The 18162-nt window shown below is 68.9% G+C and carries 18 protein-coding genes and 1 pseudogene; 4 read left to right on the top strand and 15 right to left on the bottom strand.

Annotated elements, in window-relative coordinates:
• Positions 1–25 precede the first annotated feature (25 nt).
• The 13 genes from OG199_RS43975 to OG199_RS43915 all read right to left on the bottom strand — a co-directional run bounded on the left by OG199_RS43975 (position 26) and on the right by OG199_RS43915 (position 14526).
• Positions 26–919, bottom strand: a complete 894-nt coding sequence (locus tag OG199_RS43975) for a type II secretion system F family protein (protein ID WP_331727830.1) — start codon at positions 917–919, stop codon at positions 26–28.
• Positions 916–1833: a type II secretion system F family protein gene (locus OG199_RS43970; RefSeq protein ID WP_331727827.1), complete on the bottom strand. Its 918-nt coding sequence runs from the start codon at positions 1831–1833 to the stop codon at positions 916–918. Before OG199_RS43970 ends, OG199_RS43975 begins: the two co-directional genes overlap by 4 nt.
• Before the next feature lie 49 nt (positions 1834–1882).
• Positions 1883–3448 (bottom strand): CpaF/VirB11 family protein, encoded by a 1566-nt coding sequence (locus OG199_RS43965; RefSeq protein WP_331727824.1) that lies wholly within the window; start codon positions 3446–3448, stop codon positions 1883–1885.
• Positions 3441–4313, bottom strand: coding sequence for a hypothetical protein (locus OG199_RS43960; RefSeq protein WP_331727821.1), 873 nt, complete (start codon positions 4311–4313; stop codon positions 3441–3443). The genes OG199_RS43965 and OG199_RS43960 overlap by 8 nt, the downstream gene beginning before the upstream one ends.
• Position 4314: 1 nt before the next feature.
• Positions 4315–4881 (bottom strand): SAF domain-containing protein, encoded by a 567-nt coding sequence (locus tag OG199_RS43955; RefSeq protein WP_405834910.1) that lies wholly within the window; start codon positions 4879–4881, stop codon positions 4315–4317.
• Between the two features lie 167 nt (positions 4882–5048).
• Positions 5049–5996 carry an ATP/GTP-binding protein gene (locus OG199_RS43950; RefSeq protein WP_331727815.1) on the bottom strand — a complete coding sequence of 316 codons (948 nt, stop codon included), beginning with the start codon at positions 5994–5996 and terminating at the stop codon, positions 5049–5051.
• Positions 5990–6364, bottom strand: a complete 375-nt coding sequence (locus tag OG199_RS43945; protein ID WP_331727812.1) for a hypothetical protein — start codon at positions 6362–6364, stop codon at positions 5990–5992. The genes OG199_RS43950 and OG199_RS43945 overlap by 7 nt, the downstream gene beginning before the upstream one ends.
• 552 nt (positions 6365–6916) lie before the next feature.
• Complete coding sequence (locus OG199_RS43940) at positions 6917–7867, bottom strand: replication-relaxation family protein (RefSeq protein ID WP_331727809.1); 951 nt, start codon at positions 7865–7867, stop codon at positions 6917–6919.
• A gap of 4 nt (positions 7868–7871) precedes the next feature.
• Complete coding sequence (locus OG199_RS43935) at positions 7872–10142, bottom strand: hypothetical protein (protein ID WP_405834908.1); 2271 nt, start codon at positions 10140–10142, stop codon at positions 7872–7874.
• A gap of 35 nt (positions 10143–10177) precedes the next feature.
• Positions 10178–10717 (bottom strand): hypothetical protein, encoded by a 540-nt coding sequence (locus tag OG199_RS43930; protein WP_331727803.1) that lies wholly within the window; start codon positions 10715–10717, stop codon positions 10178–10180.
• On the bottom strand, positions 10717–11067 hold the full coding sequence (locus tag OG199_RS43925; protein WP_331727800.1) for a hypothetical protein: 351 nt from the start codon (positions 11065–11067) through the stop codon (positions 10717–10719). Before OG199_RS43925 ends, OG199_RS43930 begins: the two co-directional genes overlap by 1 nt.
• 300 nt (positions 11068–11367) lie before the next feature.
• A complete protein-coding gene (locus tag OG199_RS43920) occupies positions 11368–13515 on the bottom strand; it encodes a tetratricopeptide repeat protein (RefSeq protein WP_405834906.1) in 2148 nt (715 codons plus the stop codon).
• A 225-nt stretch (positions 13516–13740) separates the two neighbouring features.
• Positions 13741–14526, bottom strand: a complete 786-nt coding sequence (locus OG199_RS43915) for a hypothetical protein (RefSeq protein WP_331727794.1) — start codon at positions 14524–14526, stop codon at positions 13741–13743.
• Positions 14527–14714: 188 nt separating this feature from the next.
• Here OG199_RS43915 and OG199_RS43910 point away from each other — a divergent pair, with 188 nt between their 5' ends.
• Positions 14715–14843 carry a hypothetical protein gene (locus OG199_RS43910; RefSeq protein WP_331728674.1) on the top strand — a complete coding sequence of 43 codons (129 nt, stop codon included), beginning with the start codon at positions 14715–14717 and terminating at the stop codon, positions 14841–14843.
• A gap of 164 nt (positions 14844–15007) precedes the next feature.
• On the opposite strand, the pseudogene OG199_RS43905 reads toward OG199_RS43910, so the two are convergent.
• Positions 15008–15216: pseudogene (locus tag OG199_RS43905) on the bottom strand (IS110 family transposase); the annotation flags it as partial.
• Between the two features lie 108 nt (positions 15217–15324).
• On the opposite strand from OG199_RS43905, the gene OG199_RS43900 reads away from it, so the two are divergent.
• Positions 15325–16383, top strand: a complete 1059-nt coding sequence (locus tag OG199_RS43900) for an IS630 family transposase (protein WP_331728564.1) — start codon at positions 15325–15327, stop codon at positions 16381–16383.
• 72 nt (positions 16384–16455) lie between these two features.
• On the opposite strand, the gene OG199_RS43895 is transcribed toward OG199_RS43900, so the two are convergent.
• Positions 16456–16953 (bottom strand): GNAT family N-acetyltransferase, encoded by a 498-nt coding sequence (locus OG199_RS43895; protein WP_331727791.1) that lies wholly within the window; start codon positions 16951–16953, stop codon positions 16456–16458.
• 108 nt (positions 16954–17061) lie between these two features.
• Between OG199_RS43895 and OG199_RS43890 the strand changes: the two genes are divergently transcribed.
• Complete coding sequence (locus OG199_RS43890; RefSeq protein WP_331727788.1) at positions 17062–17601, top strand: winged helix-turn-helix domain-containing protein; 540 nt, start codon at positions 17062–17064, stop codon at positions 17599–17601.
• On the top strand, positions 17598–18161 hold the full coding sequence (locus OG199_RS43885) for a transposase (RefSeq protein WP_331728561.1): 564 nt from the start codon (positions 17598–17600) through the stop codon (positions 18159–18161). Before OG199_RS43890 ends, OG199_RS43885 begins: the two co-directional genes overlap by 4 nt.
• Position 18162 lies beyond the last annotated feature (1 nt).

Below are 18162 nucleotides of genomic sequence, written 5' to 3'. Positions count from 1 at the left end.
GTTTCCTTTCGGTCGCCAGCTCAGCTCAGCTGGCGAGGATCGTGTTGACGATCGGGATCATGACGAAGGCCAGCATGAGGATCACGGCGAGGGTGACCGGGAGGACCATCGCCGCGGACGCCTCGTTGGCCTGTGCTTTGGCGTCGGACAGCAGCGCGATGCGCAGCTGGCGGGCCTGGGACTGCAGAGTGGTGTAGACGGCGGCGCCGTCTCCGGCCAGGGCCAGGGTGTCGGCGGGCCGGGTCAGTTCGGGGATGTCGAGTTCCTCGCCGAGCTGCTTGAGGGCGTCCCACGGGGTGACGCCGGCGAGCTCGGCGTGGTCGAAGACCTGGCGCATCCGCTGGAAGATCCAGCCGTCGCCGACTTCGGCGGTCTGGGTCAGTGCCTGCCCGGCGCCGCTGTTGGCGACCCGGGCAAGCGCAACACGCTCGAGATAGGAGGCGGCGGCATGCCGCACGATGACGCGGGCGGCAGCCGCGTCGCGCTTGACGTCCTGCCCGGGGCTGAACCAGAACAGCGCACCGAGCAGGAGCGAGACGCCGGCCGGAATGGCGAACGGGAACGGAGTACCGGCGAAGGCGAGCATCGCCTGCAGCAGCTGGGGGGCGAGCAGCCCGTACAGGGCGAACAGGACGCGCTTGCCCAGGTGTTCGGCCGGGGAGATCCGCAGCAGTCTGAGGTCGCTGATCGGCAGGCGGACACGGACGCCGAACTCGTCGAGCAGCCGGGCGCCGACCCGCTCCGGCACGCCGCGCGCGCCGGGCGGCACGGCGACGGGCATCGCGTTGGTGAAGTGGGCGGCGTCGAGGCGGTCCAGGACGCTGGCCAGGTCCGGCTTGGTGGGCAGGGCGGCGCGTACGGCGAGGCCGATCATCACGCCGGCCGCGGCCGCGGGCAGCACCGCGTTCATGGGGATCATCGGGTCTCCCCTTCCAAGACAGCCAGGTGGGATGGCAGCGGGTCGAGCAGGCGCGGGTCGGGCTTCGTGCGGGCGATGCGGCGCAGCCACGACAGCGTCCACGCGAACAGGCCGCCCAGAACAATCAGCGCGACCTGCCCGACCGGGCTGGCATACCAGCCGGACCAGGCGTTGTTCAGCATGCAGCCCATGACCACGATGCAGATGACGAGCGAGACCTGGCGGGAGGACTTGCGGACGGAGGCGCGGTCGGCTTCGACGTCACGGGCGTCGGCGGCCTGCTGGTGGATGGTCACCGCGAGCGCTTCGAGCGCGTCGGCCAGGCCGGGACCCTTGTAGACGGCGTGGCTCTGGAAGAGGAGGACCACGTGGTCGGAGACGCCGTCGGCGAGCTCGTCCGCGACCATCGCGAACGCCAGATGGGCGTCCATGCCGGTGCGCAACCGGTCAGCGAGCCGTTGCACGTTGCCCGCGATCGGGCCGGGTGCGTTCTTCGCGGAGGCCCGCACGGTCTGGGTCAGCGAGATACCCGCAGTGTGCACGCCGGCGAGGTGGTTGAGCCACTGGGCGAGCGCTTCGAGGCGTTCGATCCGGGCCTGCGCGGCGCCTCCAGGGTGCAGCACGAAAGGCAGGCCCAGGACGGCAGCGCCGGCGAGCAGGCCATGCACGGGCCAGCCCGTATACGCCCACACCAGCAGGGCGACGACGATGGCCGTGATGACCAGGTGACGCCAGCGACGCTGCCAGCTCTCGGGCAGTTCGGCCTTGGCGCGGCGCATCCGGGCGGCGATGCGGGAGGGCGGTTTGACGGGGTCGGGGATGCGGCCGCGGAGTTCGCGGGCGGTGGCGACCGCGGCGATGACTGCCAGCACGGCGCAGCAGGCCGCGACCAGAGCGAGCTGAGACGTGGTCACTGGTCCCTCCGGGGCGGCGTGATCCGGTACGGGGCGGGGTGGCGGTCGGTCATCGTCGGCCCACCGTCTGCAGGGGCTCTCCCCACCAACCGTGCGGGTTCTCGGCCAGCCACGAGCGGGCGATCAGGCCGGTGCGCTCCAGTTCGTCGATGAAGGACGGCATGTTCTGGTAGATCGCGCGCGGGTCGCCACCGCCCGGGGCGAACAGTTCGGTGGTGGTGGGCCGTCCGGCCTCGCCGACGACATCGTGGACCTCGTAGATGTGGGAGACGAAGCGGTGCTTTCGGCCGCCGACGCCGGTTTCGTCGAGGTAGGTGAGGTAGACGACGACGTCGATCGCGGAGGCGATGAGGTGGTGGGCGGCCTCGGTGGCCATGCCGGCCTCGGTGCACAGCTGCACCAGGCGGGAGACGATGGCATGCGGACGGCGCACGTGCATGGTGCACATCGACCCGGAACCGCCGGCGGACATCGCCTGCAGCATGGGCACGATCTCGGTGGAGCGGACCTCGCCGACGATGACGCGGGTGGCGTTGTAGCGCAGCGCCGTCGCGAACATGTCCGCGATGCTGACCTCCCCGGCGAGCCGGTCACCCGTGCTGCGTTCACCATTGGACTGGCGCGCTTCGAAGGCGAAAGTCACCGGGCCGGGCTTCGGGCCGGGCTCGTCCAGGTACAGCTCGCGGTCGGATTCGAGGGTCACCAGCCGTTCGGCGGGCGGGATTTCCCGGCCCAGGGCGCGCAGCAGGCTCGTCTTGCCGGCGCCCATGTCGCCGACCACGAGGACGTTCATCCGCGCCTGAACGCACGCCGTGAGGAACCGCTCCAGCAGCGGGTTGATCGACCGCCACTGCACGAGCTCGCCGATGCCGTGCTGGCGGATGCGGTGCTTGCGGATAACGACCGAGGGGCGGCTGGTGAGCAGGCTCGCGGTGACGCGGGAGCCGTCGGGCATCCGGAAGCCGACCATCGGCGTCGCCTGCGTCAGGGCACGCTCACCCTGGCCGGACTGGCGGGCCATCCGGTTGACCCACGTGATGAGCTCGTCGTGGGAGTCGGCGACCTTGTCGATGGTGCGACGCGGCCGGTCGTAGTACTCCACGTACGCGGTCAGCCCGTCGACCATCACATCCTCGACAGCCTCCTCGTCGAGGAGGGACTGCAAGCGTCCGCCGCGGAACATCGCGTCGTAGACCGCGGTCGCGATACGGCCTTCCTCGTTCTGCGTCAGCGGGGTGTTGCCCTGTGCGTACTTGGTGGCCCAGTCGGCAACGGCGGTGCTGGCGAGCGAGCGAGCCAGGGCACGCCGGTCCGGCTCGGCCATGGTGCGCTCGGGGTCCTTCTTGCTCAACTCGGCGGACACATCGGCCTGCAGGGCTTCGATGACCTCCCAGCCGACCGGCAGGAGTTCCGTCGGCAGTCCGGCCAGCCGGGGAACGGCCGTCGGACTGACAGCGCCGCCGGGCACCACCGGGGGCGCGACCGCCGGCGGGGCGGCAGGCGGGGCCGACTGCCGCTCGCCGAGCTTCCCGGTGAGCAGATGGGCGATGTCGTCGCGGCCCATCGGCGGGGGGATCTGTCCGTTGACGCCGGCCCGCAGGTGGGTGTCAGCCACGGCTACCTCCTCGCTGGGCCAGCCGGTCCAGGAGGCCCGCGAGCTGCGGGTGGGCCGGTGCGCTGGGGTAGTGCTGCTGAATCTGACGGCGTGCGGCGAGCGCCTCGAACTGCTCGGTGGCGGTGCGGGCGTAGCGCAGAAGCGGGCTGCGGGCGAACCCGCGCGGCGGCTTCCCGCCGGCGGTGAGGTAAGCGGCGGTCTCCACGTCCCACGGCAGCGAAGCCAGCACCGGCGCCTCCAGGGCCTCGGCGACCTGATGCGAGCGGAACGGGCCGTCCTCGATGAGGAGCAGGCCAAGCGCGTCGGATCCCGAGCCGTGCTCCTCGAGTTCGGCGCGCAGTGGACGCATCAGGTGGCGCGCCAGCGTGAGGCCCTGCTCGGTGCCGCGGACGGCGAGCAGGACCAGGTCGGCTCTGTGCAGGAGTGGCGCCGGGGTGAGGGTGGGGTGCAGGTGACCGGATTCCAGGGCCAGGCGCCCGGCGTCGATGAACACGTCATGGCCGGCGGATTCGGCCATGACGTGCAGGACGTCGGCGAGGGCGGGCCAGGTCCGGCTCAGGGCGGCGGCCTGGGCCGGATCGGTCAGCCCGGGCAGCACCTTGCGGTGGCCGGTGGTGCCGTCCAGCGGCCACAAGTGCGAGGCGAACGCGTTGGCTAGTTCGACCGGTCCGACGCGGTCGGCGGCCGCCAGGTGATACAGGCCGTATCCGGCGCTGACTTGGCCGTGTAGGAGCCCGGCGCGGATGGTGCCGCCGGCCGGATCGCACTCGGCGAGCAGGGACGAGCGGGTGGAGGCCAGGGTGAGGGCGAGCGCCGCGGTGGTGACGCCGCACGACTTCGCGGAGACGATGCAGGTGACGGGCATGTCAGTTACTCCGCGGTTCGCGGACCAGCGCGATGCGCCCCTGGGAGGCGCGGGTGGCCAGGACGGGGCCGTCGGTGGTGGCGACGGCAAGGTTCACGACGACGGACCCGGTGGCGTCCGGACGGGACAGCGACACGACAACCGCATTGATCGAGGACGGAGTTGCCGCGTCGTCCTTCGTGCTGGTGTTATCGCCCTGAGCCGGAGTGGTGACGGCGAGGACCTTGTCGCCAGGGGCCAGGGTTCCGGCCGGGGCCTGGCCGCGTTTGACCAGTACGCCCACCTGCTGCCTGGTGTCACCCAGACCGGTGCCCGCTGCAAGCTGCGAGGCGAGAAGCAGTCCGCCCTTGCGCAGGTCGACGGCCGTCCGCTTGCCGAGCACGGAGGCCTTGTCGGATGCCTGCAACGGGGACAGGGCGGAGTCAGTGGAGACCTCGGCCACGGTCACATCCGCCGCTGTCAGGGCCTGTCCGGCTGGCACGTCACGGGCGACGGCCAGCACCTTCGTACGGTCACTCGCCGAGTTGACGGCCGCCGCCGCGCCCAGCGCTGCGACTGCCGCAAGCACAATGCACAGGGCGGCTACCGACCAACGGCGCTCCCGCTTGACCGGTGGGGTCGTGGTGATCGGGATCTCGGGGCGGGCTGCCGTGCCTTGCGGACGTGGCACTGTCGGCGCGGCGGGGGTTTCCATGACGGTGGGGCCTTCCAGGGGTTCGAGGGACGCGTGGCCAGTCAGTTGTTGAGGACCTGGACCTCGGCCACCGTGATGTCCGCGGCGTTGTTACGGATCTCGGTGAGCTGGCCGGTCTGCCCGCCGCCCTGCCAGTCGATCGTCCAGGTGGAAGTCGCGGTGACGTGGTACTTGCCCGAGGACTGGGTGGAGGACGGCTGTTCGTAGCGGTGGCCGCAGTCCGGGGAGGGCTGTTTTCCGTATGCCGCCTTGTACGGGGTTCCGGCGGTGGTGCAGGTGACGGTGTTGCCGTCGCCCATCGTCCACACGATCTTCGTGACGTGGGCGGTTGCGGTGACGGTGACAGCGCCCGCAGAGGCGCTCTTGCTCTGTGGGCCGTACGTCTCCGCTGACTTCGTGTCCCATAGGTAGACCGGCATGCCGACAACGCCTTTGCCACCCGGTTTGGGGGTTATGCCGATCTCCGGGCCCAACAGAGTCATCTTCTCGACGGCCTCCTGCGCCAACTGCGCAGGGTCCACTGCGGCCGCGTTGGGACCGGTCGCCGAGTACGTCAGACCGCCCTTCAACGGCTCGCCGGGGCACGTGACATTATAGAACTTGCCTTTGTCACCGGGCTTCCAGTCGTCGGGAACGCCGGTCGCCAGCCGCGCCGTCTCGGCGTCGGGCTGCGGATCCTTCACCATCCAGTAGCAGGCATCGGCCGAGTTGAACGTACCGAGCTCCGGAGTGGAGCACGGGACGGTCTTGCCGTCGATTGCGCAGACCTGTTTCCCACCGCCTCCTCCGCTCCCGGGCTTGCCGGAGTCGCCCGGCTTGTTGTCGCCTGACTGGCCGGGGTCCTGGGCAGTGACATCGCAGTCCTGCTCTCGGGGTGGGCACACCACTCCGCCGCCCGGGCCGCCCTTGGCCAGCGCAGAGTTGGCTGACGTGCCAGCAAGCACAACGGCCAGGACGACGGCCGCAGCGGGACCGCGAGCGGTCAGCATGTCCGCTCCCGGTCGATGTCCGCGGTCCAGATGACCCACTGCCCGCCGGTGTAAATCGCGGTCGCGTTATTGACGTGGCGACGCGGACCTGAAGCCTTGACCGGGATGACCTTGCCGGTCTTCGCGTCCGTTTTGTCGTACTTGCTGGAATCCACGCAGTCGGTGAGCGTGGCTTTCATAGGCTTGGCCGTGGTGTCGATTCCCGTGATCTTCGGGTCATGGGTCATCTCACCCTGCATTACGACGCCCTGCTGCTGGTAGTAGAAAAGCGTGGCCTTGATGTCGGCCAGGACCTTGTTCCCTGCGTACTTCTCTACGTCTGGGTCCAGCTTGGCGTTCTTATACGTACGCGATTCGGCCGCGACCATGCCGCGGTACGCCTCAAGGACCTTCGCTTTCTGTGCCGCATCGGGATCGGCTGACTTCGTGGGCGACGGGCTGGAGGACTTCGTTGGGCCGGCCGAGTCGCCCCCTGAGGAACAGCTAGCCGTGGCTGTGAGCGCTGACAGCGCCAGCAGTAGTGCCGCGGTCCGGTGGCGATTCCGGAAGCGAACTACGGAATGAACAGTCGGTCGTGCGGCGCCTGCCACTTTTCCTCCCCGTGCGGCGTGCTTCGAGTGAGCCGCTGACGGAGGTGCGCCAGGTCCAACCACCCCCGTGAGCAGCGCGTTCGAGCTGCGGTGATTCGCTTCTGTAGTCATGAGGCTACGCATATGCCTGCCAACATCCCAGCCATAAAAGGAAGTTCCCATTCACAACTCGGTACGTATCCGGTCACAAGCCAATACCGAAGTCGATAAGTATCTCTATGCACACGCGACTTCCCAGTCTCGACATTGCATCAGAAGGCCGTGGCGGTCCGGCGCCAGCTGTCGCGGATTGCAGCCTCACGAGGGTCGAGAGCCGAAGCGCTGAGGCCGTCATTTGGCGGATCCCCTGCTGGACTGAAGGAGTACGTCAGTGGGTACGGGCTCGCCCAGGATCGGCGTGACGATGGGAGCCCACGGCCCGTGCGCCCGCAGGAGTTCGAGTGTGGTCACCCCTGCGGCGAGCCCGGTCGTACGGCGCAGCCGAGAGTCGGCGTCTGCGAGCGCGCGCAGATCGCTGACGCGGCCCTGCAGGGCTCGCTGAGCGACGCCGGCGAACACGATGAGCAGGCGGGGGAACGCAGGGTACCGGTCCCGCCAGGCCTCCCGCCCGGTCCCGGATCTGGCAGGTCGGCCGGGCAGAGACTGGGGAACGTAGGAGGCGTAGCGGGCGTAAGCGGTGAGTTTCTTGCCGAGCCGGCTGACGTGCATGGTGGCCCGGTCGACCTCCACGAAGTACGTCAGCAGCTGACGCCGATCGTCCTCGGTGGTGCGGGTATAGCGCAGGACGGCGTCCGAGATGAGGAAGGCGTCGTCACCCGCGCCGTCGCGGACGCGGTGGGCAAGCTCGGGCTCCCAGTCGAGGGGGCCGCACTCGTCGCCGAGCACGCGAGCCCACCGCGTGAAGGCCACGCCCGTGTCGACCACAGCGAGGGTGTGATCTTGGAGCTGGGAGACCGCCGCCTCAGGACTCATCCGATACGCCCGAGCCGTCACTTCACCGGCCCGTTCGACGACTTCGGCGCCACGCGGGGTGATGTACCACAGCTGCTCGCCTCGCCCCATGCGGCCATTGCGGTGCGACGTTGCATCGACGAGCTGGAGCGTGCGCAGCAGACCGAGCTGACGCAGCAGGTAGACGGGGCGGCGGGTGTGAGGGGTGAGCAGCTGGTGGAGCTGGCTCGTGGCCATCAGCCTGTGTTGGTAGAGCAGCGGCAGGGCCTGCTGGGCCACGCGCGGAAGGCCGGCCCGCGGCATGCGTGCGATCGCCAGGGTGCTGGACATTGTGTTACGCGACCTCACTCTTTCCGGTTGCGGTCCAGCCGCCGGTCTCGCCCGACTGCGCGGGGCGGCCTGTACGGCGTGGCGGTGTGGGGGAGTGCTGTTGGACAAAGGCCAGGAGCTCGTCGTCCAAGCCGCAGGTGCTGCCGTCGTCGGCGCCGTCGAGAGCGGTGAGGATCTCGCCGACCGGGCGGCGCCCCAGGGTGGCGTCGATCGTCGTCTGGAGGCCGGGCACCCGCTCGGGGTGGTGGTAGTCGGCGAGCACCTGGTGGATCGGTACGCCGTGAACGCGGAAGGGGGTGGTGCGCTCGCCGTGCAGCATCGTCGACATGACGTACCGCCACTTCGGCTGGCCTTCGATGGTGGGGCCGTCGATGCCGGGCATGCGCCGGGCGATGTAGTTCGCCTCGTCGCTGTCGGCCGCAGCCGCGCTCAGCAGGGACTGGTTCTGCATCAGCGCGAGCCGGGTCTCCTCCGACAGCCGCATGGCCATCTGGGTCATTCCCATAAGCCGCGTCTCGTACTTGCGCAGCTGCTCCAGGATCGCCGCGACGTAGCCGCGTGAGGCCCCGTCGATCGCCCGCAGCTCGTCGGCGAACGCGAACATGGTCGCCAGCTCGGCCGGGTCGATGCCCTCGCGGGACAGGCCGGCCAGGAACAGATCGAACAGCAGCAGAGAGGAGATGACCTGGTCGCCGCCGCCGGTTCCTGAACACCTCAGCAACACGATCTTCGAATCGTCCATCGCCCGCCGCACGTCGTAACTGGAGCGGGGCTGACCGAGGAACGCGCGCAGGCTGTCGGAGGTCTCCAGCTGCTCCAGGGTCTGCGTGACCACCGGCACGGCCTCGCCCGCGTACCGGGGGAAGGTGGTGTGCCAAAACCTCCGCAGCCGCGGTGGCAGAAGCTCCAGTACTCCCATCCGCCACTCCTCGTCCGTCAGCAGCCGTGGAATGGAGAACAAGGTGGGCTGCAGGTCGGGACGGCCCCGTTCGTACACGTGCAGGGCGAGATGGGTGAGAACCTGCACGGCGTGCGAGAGGATCGCCCTGGCGCGCGGTGCCCGGTCACCCCAGCCCTGCGCGGAGGCGAGCCCGCCCACCACGGCGCCGATCACATCCTGGATCTGGGAGGCGTCCCGGCCCTCCATGCTCAGCGGATTCCACGACGCGACCGGCGCGTTCGGGTCCTTCGCGCTCAGGTCGATCACCCACACCCGGTCGGCGACCGCCGGGTGCGTCAGATACGGCAGCGCCCGCGCGACCGCGGCGCCGTGCGGATCCAGGAACCAGATCCCGAACCCGCTGTACGCGAGGGTGAGGGCCTGGAGCAGGGCGAGCTCGCTCTTGCCGAAGCCGGATTTGCCGAAGCTCGCCCCGAACAACACGTCGGCCTGCGGTACGGCGGCGAGCCGGGACTTCCCGTCCGCGCCGACGACCCGGCCTAGCGGCACTACACCGGGCTGTCCCTTCCATTCCGGCAGCTTGGTCGGGGCGGGCGGCACCACACCGCCGGTACGGACCACGTTGGCGGCCGGGCAGTGCACCGTGGCGGGCTTGAGCAGAGCAGCGATCTCCCTGGAGGTCACCCACTGTCGGCGTGACGGGGCGAACTCTCCGGACGCGTACCGCCGGTCGAAGCTGCGGCGCCGCCACCAGACATTGCTGTACGGGCGCCAGCCGGTGCGCCGCGGTCCGACCGGCCGCCACCAGTTCTCCCCGCTCCACGCGTCCAGCACCGCCATCACCTGGTGCAGCCGGGCCTGAGCGTCGGCCGGACGCGCCGCACTCACCCGCACCAGGACCTGCACCGCGAACACCTGCGTGTCCGAGCCCGGAAGGAACTTGCCGACGCCGTCCGCCAAGTCCGTCTGCCGCACCGTTCGCGCCGCAGAGCGTCCGCCAGAACTCGACCTGCCATTCTGGCCGTTGAGTGCCTCCCAGACCGACGCCCCCCAGGCCCCACCTCGGCTGCCGCTGCCCGAGGGGCCGATCTGCTCGCCGTACGCGGACGGGCCACGCTGCTGCGCACGCCGCATCAACCGCCGACGCCACCGCGCCACCCTGCGCCCCGACACCGGCACCAGGTCCACGATCAGCTCGGCGCTCTCGCCCCGCGCACCGTCCACGTGCGCACACGCCGCGGCCATCAACTGCAGCGGATCCGGATCCAGGCTCGCCGCCCGCAGCCGACGATGGTCCGCGCGCGAGAGCACCAACTCGGCCCGCGCTACATACCGTCCCCCCGGCTCCTGCTCGACTGCGGCGTCGTCTGCCAACGACGGCGCGGACTTCTCCAGCCGTACCCGCCCCATTACGCCCCTTCCCGCCCGGGGCCGGGCACAGGCTCCGCCCCAGGTTCGTCGTCTCCGTGGGCCTGCTCGCCGAGCGGCGGAATGCCTTCGAAGCGGATGCGGATGTCACCGTGGTCACCAGGTACGGCGTCCATCACGTCGACGTCCGGGAAGGCTGGCAGCCTCAACAACGCCGTCGCGTGCGCCGGACCTTCCAGACGGCAGGCCAGCTTGCCGTCCACACACAGGTGACGGATCCGCACCCCGCTCGCCCGTGCGGGAACCCACCCAGCCGCGGCCGGAACCCTGGCCAGCCGCGCCGCGTGGCGCTCGATGGCCTCCTCCGACGGGTCGAATCCGGCCGAGGGAACCAACTCGACAACCGCCCGCCGGCGCAGGACCGTTCGGGCACGGCCGTGCCACCATGCCCAGCCGGCCGCCCACCCCCCGGTGCCGCCGGCCGCGGCCGCGGCCAGCCACCAGGTGTACGCATGCGCCCAGCCGACCAGACTCCCCGGAGCCGTGGCGATCCGGTCTATCAGCGAGGAGAAGCCCAGCATCAGCAGCCCCTAGCTGCCGGGAACCGGGCCGGGCGGCGGCGCCGTGCATGCGACTTTTCCCCGCGCGCCACGTCCGCCAGAACAATCCAGACCCGCCGTACAAGGACCGCGCCGCAGGCCATGGCCAGCAGCGGCACCATCGGCCAACCTCGCCGCTCGACAGCCGCTTTGGCCACCGATTCCCCTATGAGCGGCAGGTGGTCCAGGTTGTGCAGGTCACCGCCCCACCACCAGCCGCGCAGGCACCCCAGCACGAACACCACCGCGACCAGCCACCCGCACCAATTCACCACGACGTCCAGCGCCGCATCCCGGCGGCTGCGCTCCGGCCCGACATACGACGAACCCATCTGTGGCTCCTCGAAGATCAGGGCGACCCGCTGCCGCCCGCTCACTCACCGCAAGGAGCCGTACGCCGCCGAACGTGACCGACCGCAGCAAGATTTCTTCTGCCTGGCCGCCCCTAAAGTCAGCGGATACGGCCTGGAGGTCGGTGATCACGCGGATGGTGCGTAAGCGTGGACGTCCTCCACGACGGCGAGGAACGGATCGAGATCACGGATCCAGGCGGATACGGCGGCGCCGGATAGCAGTAGAGCAGCATCTGATCCGCAAGAGGCCCGCTGCCGCCTACTTCTTGAGCTCGGTGGTCACAGGTTTCGGGCTTGGCGCAGGCGCTCGCGATGAGCCACGGCAGCGTTGCTGAGTGCCGTGCCTTCGCAGCGGCAGCCGCTCATCTGGCGGAAGTTGGCTGCAGCCCGGACGTGGGAGTCGATCGCCTCGTCGAAACGGCGTGCTGTACTCAGGACAACTCCGAGGGTGTTCAGCGCCGTACCTTCGATATGTCGCTCACCGGTCTCCTGGAAGATGTCGATGGCTTGCTGAAGAATCTTGATAGCCTCGTCGAAGCGGCGTGCTGCCTGCAGGACAAGTCCCTGATCGTGCAGCGCCATGCCTTCACCACGACGGTCGCCGGTCACCCGGAAGATGTCGACGGCCCGGTCGTATGCCTCGATGGCCTCGTCGAACCGGAGCACCGTGGTGAGTGCCAGTCCGTAGTTGATCAATACGGTGCCTTCGGCGTGGCGGTCGCCGGTCTGTCGGCAGATATCAATGGCCTTGTCGTAGGCCGCGATCGCCTCGTCGGGCCGACACAACTCGGTGAGTGCCACTCCGCGGTTGCACAGCGCAGTTCCTTCACGGTGGTGGTCGCCGGTTTCCTGGAAGATGCCAGCGGCCTGGTCGTGCAACGCAATCGCCTCGTCGAGCCGGCCCGTGCTGCACAGGGCAGCCCCGAGGTTGTTCAGCACCATGCCTTCACTGTGAAGGTCGCCGGTTTCCTGGAAGATCGTGGCGGCACTCTTGTGCGCATCGATCGCCTCATCGAACCGCCGCAACTCGAAGAGAGCCAGACCGCGGTTGGTCAGAGCTACGGCTTCGCCGTGACGGTCTTCGGTATTCCGGTAGATGGTGGCGGCCTGGTCGTGAGTAGCAATTGCCTCGTCGAACCGCCGCACCTCACGTAGAACAGTCCCGAGGTTGTTCAGCACCCTGCCTTCACTGTGAAGGTCGCCGGTTTCCTGGAAGATCGTGGCGGCACTCTTGTGCGCATCGATCGCCTCACCGAACCGCCGCAACTCGAGGAAAGTTGATCCGAGGGCATTCAGTGCCACGGCTTCGTGGTAGCGGTCGCCGGTTTCCTGGAAGATCGTGGCGGCACTCTTGTGCGCATCGATCGCCTCATCGAACCGCCGCAGCCCGAGGAGAGCCAGACCGCGGTTGGTCAGAGCTACGGCTTCGCCGTGACGGTCTTCGGTATTCCGGTAGATGGTGGCAGCCTGCTCGTGAGTAGCAACTGCCTCGTCGAACCGCCGCACCTCACCCAGCACGAGCCCCAGGTTGTTCAGCGCTCCGGCTTCGTCGGTGCCCTGGCCGGTCTCCCGGAGGATGACGGCGGCCTGGGTGAGTACCTCGATCGCCGCGTCGAATCGCCGCGCTGTGGTGAGCGCCAGGCCCAGGTGGTTCAGCGCTCCGGCTTCGCCGTGCTGGAAACCGGTCATCCGGAAGATGGCGGCGGCCTGGGCGGTGAGGGTGATGCAGTCCTCGAAGTGCCGCTGGTCGTTCAGGAACTTGGCCAGGGCATAGGAGAGGAGTGTGCCAGCGGGGTGGCTGAGCGCAGACGGCGCAGTGGCAGCGGCGACCAGGTTGATGCGCTCCGTGTCCAGCCAGTCCAAAGCCTGGTCACGGCTGGTGAACACGTTGGAGAGGGGCTGTTCCGGGCGGGCTATCAGGTGCGTGTCGGCCGCTTGGGCGGTAGCAAGGTAGTGGTCGAGCAAGCGCACCTCTGCGGTGTCCCGGCTGTCCTCGCTGCCATGGGCGTGGCCCAAGTAGTCGGCGAAGAGACGGATGAGGTCGTGCATCGCCCACCGGTCGTGCTCTCCTGCCGGGAGTGTGCCCGCTCTGGTAGTGGAGTGCAGCAGGTGGGCGCGGGCCAGGCTGGCCAGCAGGCGCCTGACCTCGACGGGGGTTTGATCCAGCAGGGAAGCGGCCGAGGTGGTGGAGATGTCCAGGCCGGGGGCTGCGGACAACAGCCGGAAGGCGCGTTGCTGTGGGCCGGTCAGGTGCCGGTAGGACAGCTCGAACGATGCCCGCACTGCCAGTGGGCGGCCCTGTTCGTCGCTTCCCTCGTACTCCATCGCGTCCAATCGAGCCCGTTCGTCCTCCAGTTCCGCGGCTTGGTCGGCCAGCGGCCGGTTCCGTTCGTCCCGCAGCAACGCGGTAATGATCTGCAGCGCCAACGGCAGGTATCCGCACAGTTGCACCAGCCGCAGCGCGTCTGCCGGCTGGTCGGTGGCGCGCCTGTCACCCGTGCCTCCGGCGCGCAGTGTCTGGTCAAGGAGATCGAGGGCGTCGCGGGCGGTGAGCGGGTCAAGGTCGATGCGGTGGGCGGGAAGGACAGAAAGGGTGTGGCGTGTGGTGACCAGGACCCGGTGCGGTGGGCCCGGAAGCAGCGCGGTGATCTGCTAGGGGGCGCGGACGTTGTCCAGGACCGTTAGGAGCGGCCGACCCTGTGCGGCCAGTTGGTTGAGTATCAGGCGCCAGGCGTCGAACTTCGCCCCAACTGTGTCGGGCAGATCCTTGGCCTTCATTCCGAGCGCCCGCAGGAACCGGTCGGCAGTCTTACCCGCCCCGACGGGATCGTTGCTGTAGCCGTACAGGTCGGCGAAGAGGATCCCGCCGGGAAACCACCCTCGTACGCAGGCCTGGTGGGCGGCGTGAACGGCCAGTGCAGTCTTGCCGACCCCACCCATACCGGCCACCGCCGACACCACCACTGCCGCCGCTTTGTCGACGGCCTGCTCGCACTCGGGGTCCAGCCACCGCATTATCTGTTCCAGCTCCCGCGTGCGGCCGGTGAACCCGGCGGAGGCCGGCGGAAGCGTCACGGGCCCCGGGGGCAGCCCGGCCGAAGGGACGTTCCTGCGGGGTCGCCCGCCCCGGGCGGCGTTCCTCTCCTGGCGAGCGCGCAGCAGAAGTTGCTGCCACGACGCCTCCGGTCGCGCGGCGTACCCACTTCCCGATAACTCCGCCGTGTGCTGCAGAAAGGAGGCCAGGACCAGGAAGTAGCGGGTATGGGCCTTGCCTGGCACGGTGGGTCCGGTCAGCCAGCCGCTAATGGTCGAATCGGCGACCTTTAGCGGCGGGCGCTGCTCCTGGCCGAGGCGGACCAATCGATGCAGCTTCGGACGCCCCGCCGCGTCGTACACCGCGACCAACTCGGCCCGGAACCGGTCTATCTGCTCCCCCATCAGTTCCCCCGTTGCCCGTGACTTCCGGGCACCAGACCCTCTGGAATAGCCGCGATGCCCTAAGCCGACCAGGCTAATTAACATCCGGCCGCACGGCGGCTACTTCGCCGGAAACCCCCCGGAACCTGCCCCATGGCGCCACCGCCCGGCTGCACCACGCATCCGGCACGTCTCACCAGGAGATCGCCATGGCCGCCGCCCCGCCCTCTTCCCGCACCCGCATCAAGCGCATCCTGATCGGATTCCTGCGCGGCCTCATCCTGGCCGTTGTCGCCGGCGCCACCGAGGCATTGGCCACCTGGCTCCTGCACCACTGACCCGCGTCGCCTCCCCACGGCCGGCCTTTCGGGGTGGTGGTGTCACGGGACACTGCTCCGAAAGGCTCCTCTCCGTACTGCAGATCAACTCCGCCCGAACCTGGCCTGCCCGGCCCGCGCACCAAAACCGTCACGGCCGGTCCAAGACGGCCACCCGGCTCGAAGACCCGGCGGTTCTTCAGCCAGGTTTCGATCCGGTTGGTCCCGCTGCCGCGGATCGCGGCCGGCGTCTGGTAGCCGGTCAGCAGGACGACCGGCCCTTCTTGCTCAAGTTCAGTTCCCGCTCCAACGCGGGGAAGGGCTCCAGAAGTTGGGCTCGCAGCCGGTTGGTCTAGCGGGTCCGGTCGTTGACTAGTGGCTCGACTCGCATCGTTGACCAGGTAATCGACGTGCTGCCCGGTGGTCAGCAGACTGTCTCCAGGACTCGATCTTGGAGGTGGTCGTGGGACGTCGACCGAGTGTTTTCGTCCGGCGGGTCAGCATGGACGAGGGGCGTCGGCTGCAGCGGATCAGCCGAACCGCGAAGGACCCGGTCCGGCTGCGGCGGGCGATCGTGGTGCTGATGTCCGCCCAGGGCCAGACGACCAAGGACATCACCTCGCTGATGCAGGTCAGCGAGGACTACGTCCGCGACGTCATCCACGCCTTCAACGAGCGGGGGTTCGACGCGCTGGACCCAAAATGGAGCGGGGGACGCCCCCAGACGATCAGTGAGCGGGTGCGCGAGCACATCCGACTGATCGCCCGGACGTCCCCCGCCGACTGGAACATCGCCGCCTTCTCCGCCTGGAGCCTGGCCAAACTCGCAGCCCACCTGGTCGAACGGCACGTGGTTGCGACGATCAGCCGGGAGACCCTGCGCCGCATCCTGCGCGACGGCAAGGTCTCCTGGCAGACCACGACCACCTGGAAGGCGTCCACCGATCCGGACTTCATCGCCAAGATGCACCAGGTCCTGGCCCTGTACGACACCCCACCGACCGACGGGCGGGTGATCTGTGTCGACGAGTTCGGGCCCCTCAACCTGATGCCCCGAAAGGGCAAAGCATGGCGTCCGGCCGGCAGGCCCCGTCGGCTGCGGGCCACTTACAACCGCTACGGCGGCGTGATGCACATGCTCGCCGCTCTCGACCTGGCCACCGGGAAGATCTACTACCGGATCCGCAAACGCAAGCGGTGGCGCGAGTTCCTCGGCCTGCTCAAAACCCTGCGCGCCCGCTGGCCCGGAGAGAAGCTGTACCTGGTGCTGGACAACTTCTCCCCGCACAAGCACACCGAGGTCCGCACCTGGGCCGCCGCCAACGACATGGAGCTGGTCTTCCTGCCGACCTACGGATCCTGGCTGAACTGGATCGAATCGGAGTGCGCCGCCCTGCGCTACTTCGCCCTCAACGGCACCGACCACCGCACCCACGCCGAGCAGAACGCAGCCATCGCCGCCTATGTCCGCTGGCGCAACGCACGCGCCGAACCCAAGACCAACTTCGCCCTCGACTCACCCATCCGCACGTGGACTCAATACCCAGCCAAGGCCGCATGAGGGGTCAGCCGGGGCTCTGCCCCGGCGGATACAGCGACATCATCGTTGCGGGCACTGCTCTGGTCTGCGCCGTCACCCCGAGACGGGCATGACCAGCGTCTTCACGAAGTCGACGGCCCCTTCCCGTTGGTAGAAGCGCAGGGCGCCATCATTGCCCGCGATGACGGAGATCTTCATGACCTGGACACCCGACTCGGCGAGACGTTCGCGCACGGCCCTGACAAGGGCCTGCCCGACTCCGGCGCCGCGAGCCTCGTCATCGACCACGAGAGTTTCCAGCACGCCGACTTGGTCCCCCCACTGCCATGACCCCGGGGCGTCCAGGATGCGCACGACCGCATAGCCGAGCAGGTGATTCCCGTCCCGAGCAACCAGTACCGCGGCGAGCGGCTCCTGCAGCCATTCGAGGTACTGTCCCCGCCGCAGACGCCACGAGTCCTCGGGTGAACGAACCGCGCCGAGAGCCGCCAAGTGTGCCGCTTCCCGACTGTGGTGGACCAGGAGCTGCCCCCACAGGCGCTCCAGGCAGTCCACCTCGGAAGGAGCCAGGACGTCGATCACGGGATTCATGCCAGGAAGCGTAGCCAGCGAAGACTCCGCGGCTCAACCGATTACTGACCTCTTCGAGGTGTTGTCGGAGGGGGTGACGGGTGGTGATCCCTGCGGTAGGCCGGTGATATGCGGTATGCGCAGGGTGGCGGGTTGACCGCCGAGGGGCAGCAGGCTCGGGAGCGGGTCCGTTTCGAGGCTGGTGAGCGGTTCGTGCGGGGCGAGAAGAACGCGGTGATCGCGAAGGATCTGCGGGTCAGTGCGCGGTCGGTGGAGCGGTGGCGGCGCGTCTGGCGGGCGGGCGGTATGGAGGCTCTGGCGACGTCGGGGCCTGCGAAGGTGCCGAAGGTATCTGATGAGCAGTTCGCCGAACTGGAGCGGGAGTTGGCGCGGGGGCCGGCCGTGCATGGCTGGGAGGACCAGCACTGGACGCTGGGACGGATCCGGGCGTTGATCTGGTGGAAGTTCGGGGTGGACTGCTCGTCAGCGGCGGTGTGGCGGCTGCTGCACCGTCACGGCTGGTCCTGGCAGTCGCCTGCCCGGCGGGCTGTGGAGCGGGGGGACGACGCGGTGGGGTTGTGGAAGAAGGACGTGTGGCCGCACGTGGAACGACTGCGGCGGCGCTCGGGGCGTACGTGGTGTTCGAGGACGAGGCAGGGTTCTCGATGACACCGTCCCTCGCCCGCACCTGGAGCCGGCGGGGGCACACGCCGGTGGTGCGGGTGCGAGGACGCTCTTGGCGCCGCTTCTCGATCGCGGCCCTGTGCTGCTATAAGCCCGGCGAGACATCGCGTCTGATCTTCCGGCCCTATCGTCACCGCAAGCATCCCGGTTCAGGGCGCAAGAGCTTCGCCTGGAGCGACTACCGCGACCTGGTCGTGCGTGCTCACCTGCAACTCGGCGCCCCGATCGTCTTGATCTGGGACAATCTCAACACCCACCGGGCCGCCGGAATGCGGCAGTACGCTGCCGAACACGACTGGCTCACCATCGTGCAACTTCCCTCCTATGCACCGGATCTGAACCCGGTGGAAGGCGTGTGGTCACTGCTGCGACGCGGTCCGTTGGCCAACGTCGCCTTCACGGACGACGCGCATCTCGAACGCGTCTTACGCCGCGGACTGCGTCGCATCCAGCGTCATCCCGAACTCATCGACGGGTGCCTCGCCGGCACCGGCTTCAGCCTCACCCACCACCCGACAACACCCCGAAGAGGTCAGTACCGGTAGT

Source organism: Streptomyces sp. NBC_01176 (genome assembly GCF_045039825.1).
Lineage (GTDB): Bacteria > Actinomycetota > Actinomycetes > Streptomycetales > Streptomycetaceae > Streptomyces.
This window is presented reverse-complemented; position numbering and strand designations above follow the sequence as displayed.

What these genes read in the sequence shown, in the direction of transcription:
- OG199_RS43960 (WP_331727821.1), bottom strand. Translation starts at nt 4,313, where the DNA reads ATGCCCGTCACCTGCATCGTCTCCGCGAAGTCGTGCGGCGTCACCACC.
- OG199_RS43900 (WP_331728564.1), top strand. Translation starts at nt 15,325, where the DNA reads ATGGACGAGGGGCGTCGGCTGCAGCGGATCAGCCGAACCGCGAAGGAC.
- OG199_RS43930 (WP_331727803.1), bottom strand. Translation starts at nt 10,717, where the DNA reads ATGCTGGGCTTCTCCTCGCTGATAGACCGGATCGCCACGGCTCCGGGG.
- OG199_RS43890 (WP_331727788.1), top strand. Translation starts at nt 17,062, where the DNA reads ATGCGGTATGCGCAGGGTGGCGGGTTGACCGCCGAGGGGCAGCAGGCT.
- OG199_RS43895 (WP_331727791.1), bottom strand. Translation starts at nt 16,953, where the DNA reads ATGAATCCCGTGATCGACGTCCTGGCTCCTTCCGAGGTGGACTGCCTG.
- OG199_RS43885 (WP_331728561.1), top strand. Translation starts at nt 17,598, where the DNA reads ATGACACCGTCCCTCGCCCGCACCTGGAGCCGGCGGGGGCACACGCCG.
- OG199_RS43945 (WP_331727812.1), bottom strand. Translation starts at nt 6,364, where the DNA reads ATGGTCGCGGCCGAATCGCGTACGTATAAGAACGCCAAGCTGGACCCA.
- OG199_RS43975 (WP_331727830.1), bottom strand. Translation starts at nt 919, where the DNA reads ATGATCCCCATGAACGCGGTGCTGCCCGCGGCCGCGGCCGGCGTGATG.
- OG199_RS43910 (WP_331728674.1), top strand. Translation starts at nt 14,715, where the DNA reads ATGGCCGCCGCCCCGCCCTCTTCCCGCACCCGCATCAAGCGCATCCTG.
- OG199_RS43925 (WP_331727800.1), bottom strand. Translation starts at nt 11,067, where the DNA reads ATGGGTTCGTCGTATGTCGGGCCGGAGCGCAGCCGCCGGGATGCGGCG.
- OG199_RS43940 (WP_331727809.1), bottom strand. Translation starts at nt 7,867, where the DNA reads ATGTCCAGCACCCTGGCGATCGCACGCATGCCGCGGGCCGGCCTTCCG.
- OG199_RS43950 (WP_331727815.1), bottom strand. Translation starts at nt 5,996, where the DNA reads ATGCTGACCGCTCGCGGTCCCGCTGCGGCCGTCGTCCTGGCCGTTGTG.
- OG199_RS43915 (WP_331727794.1), bottom strand. Translation starts at nt 14,526, where the DNA reads ATGGGGGAGCAGATAGACCGGTTCCGGGCCGAGTTGGTCGCGGTGTAC.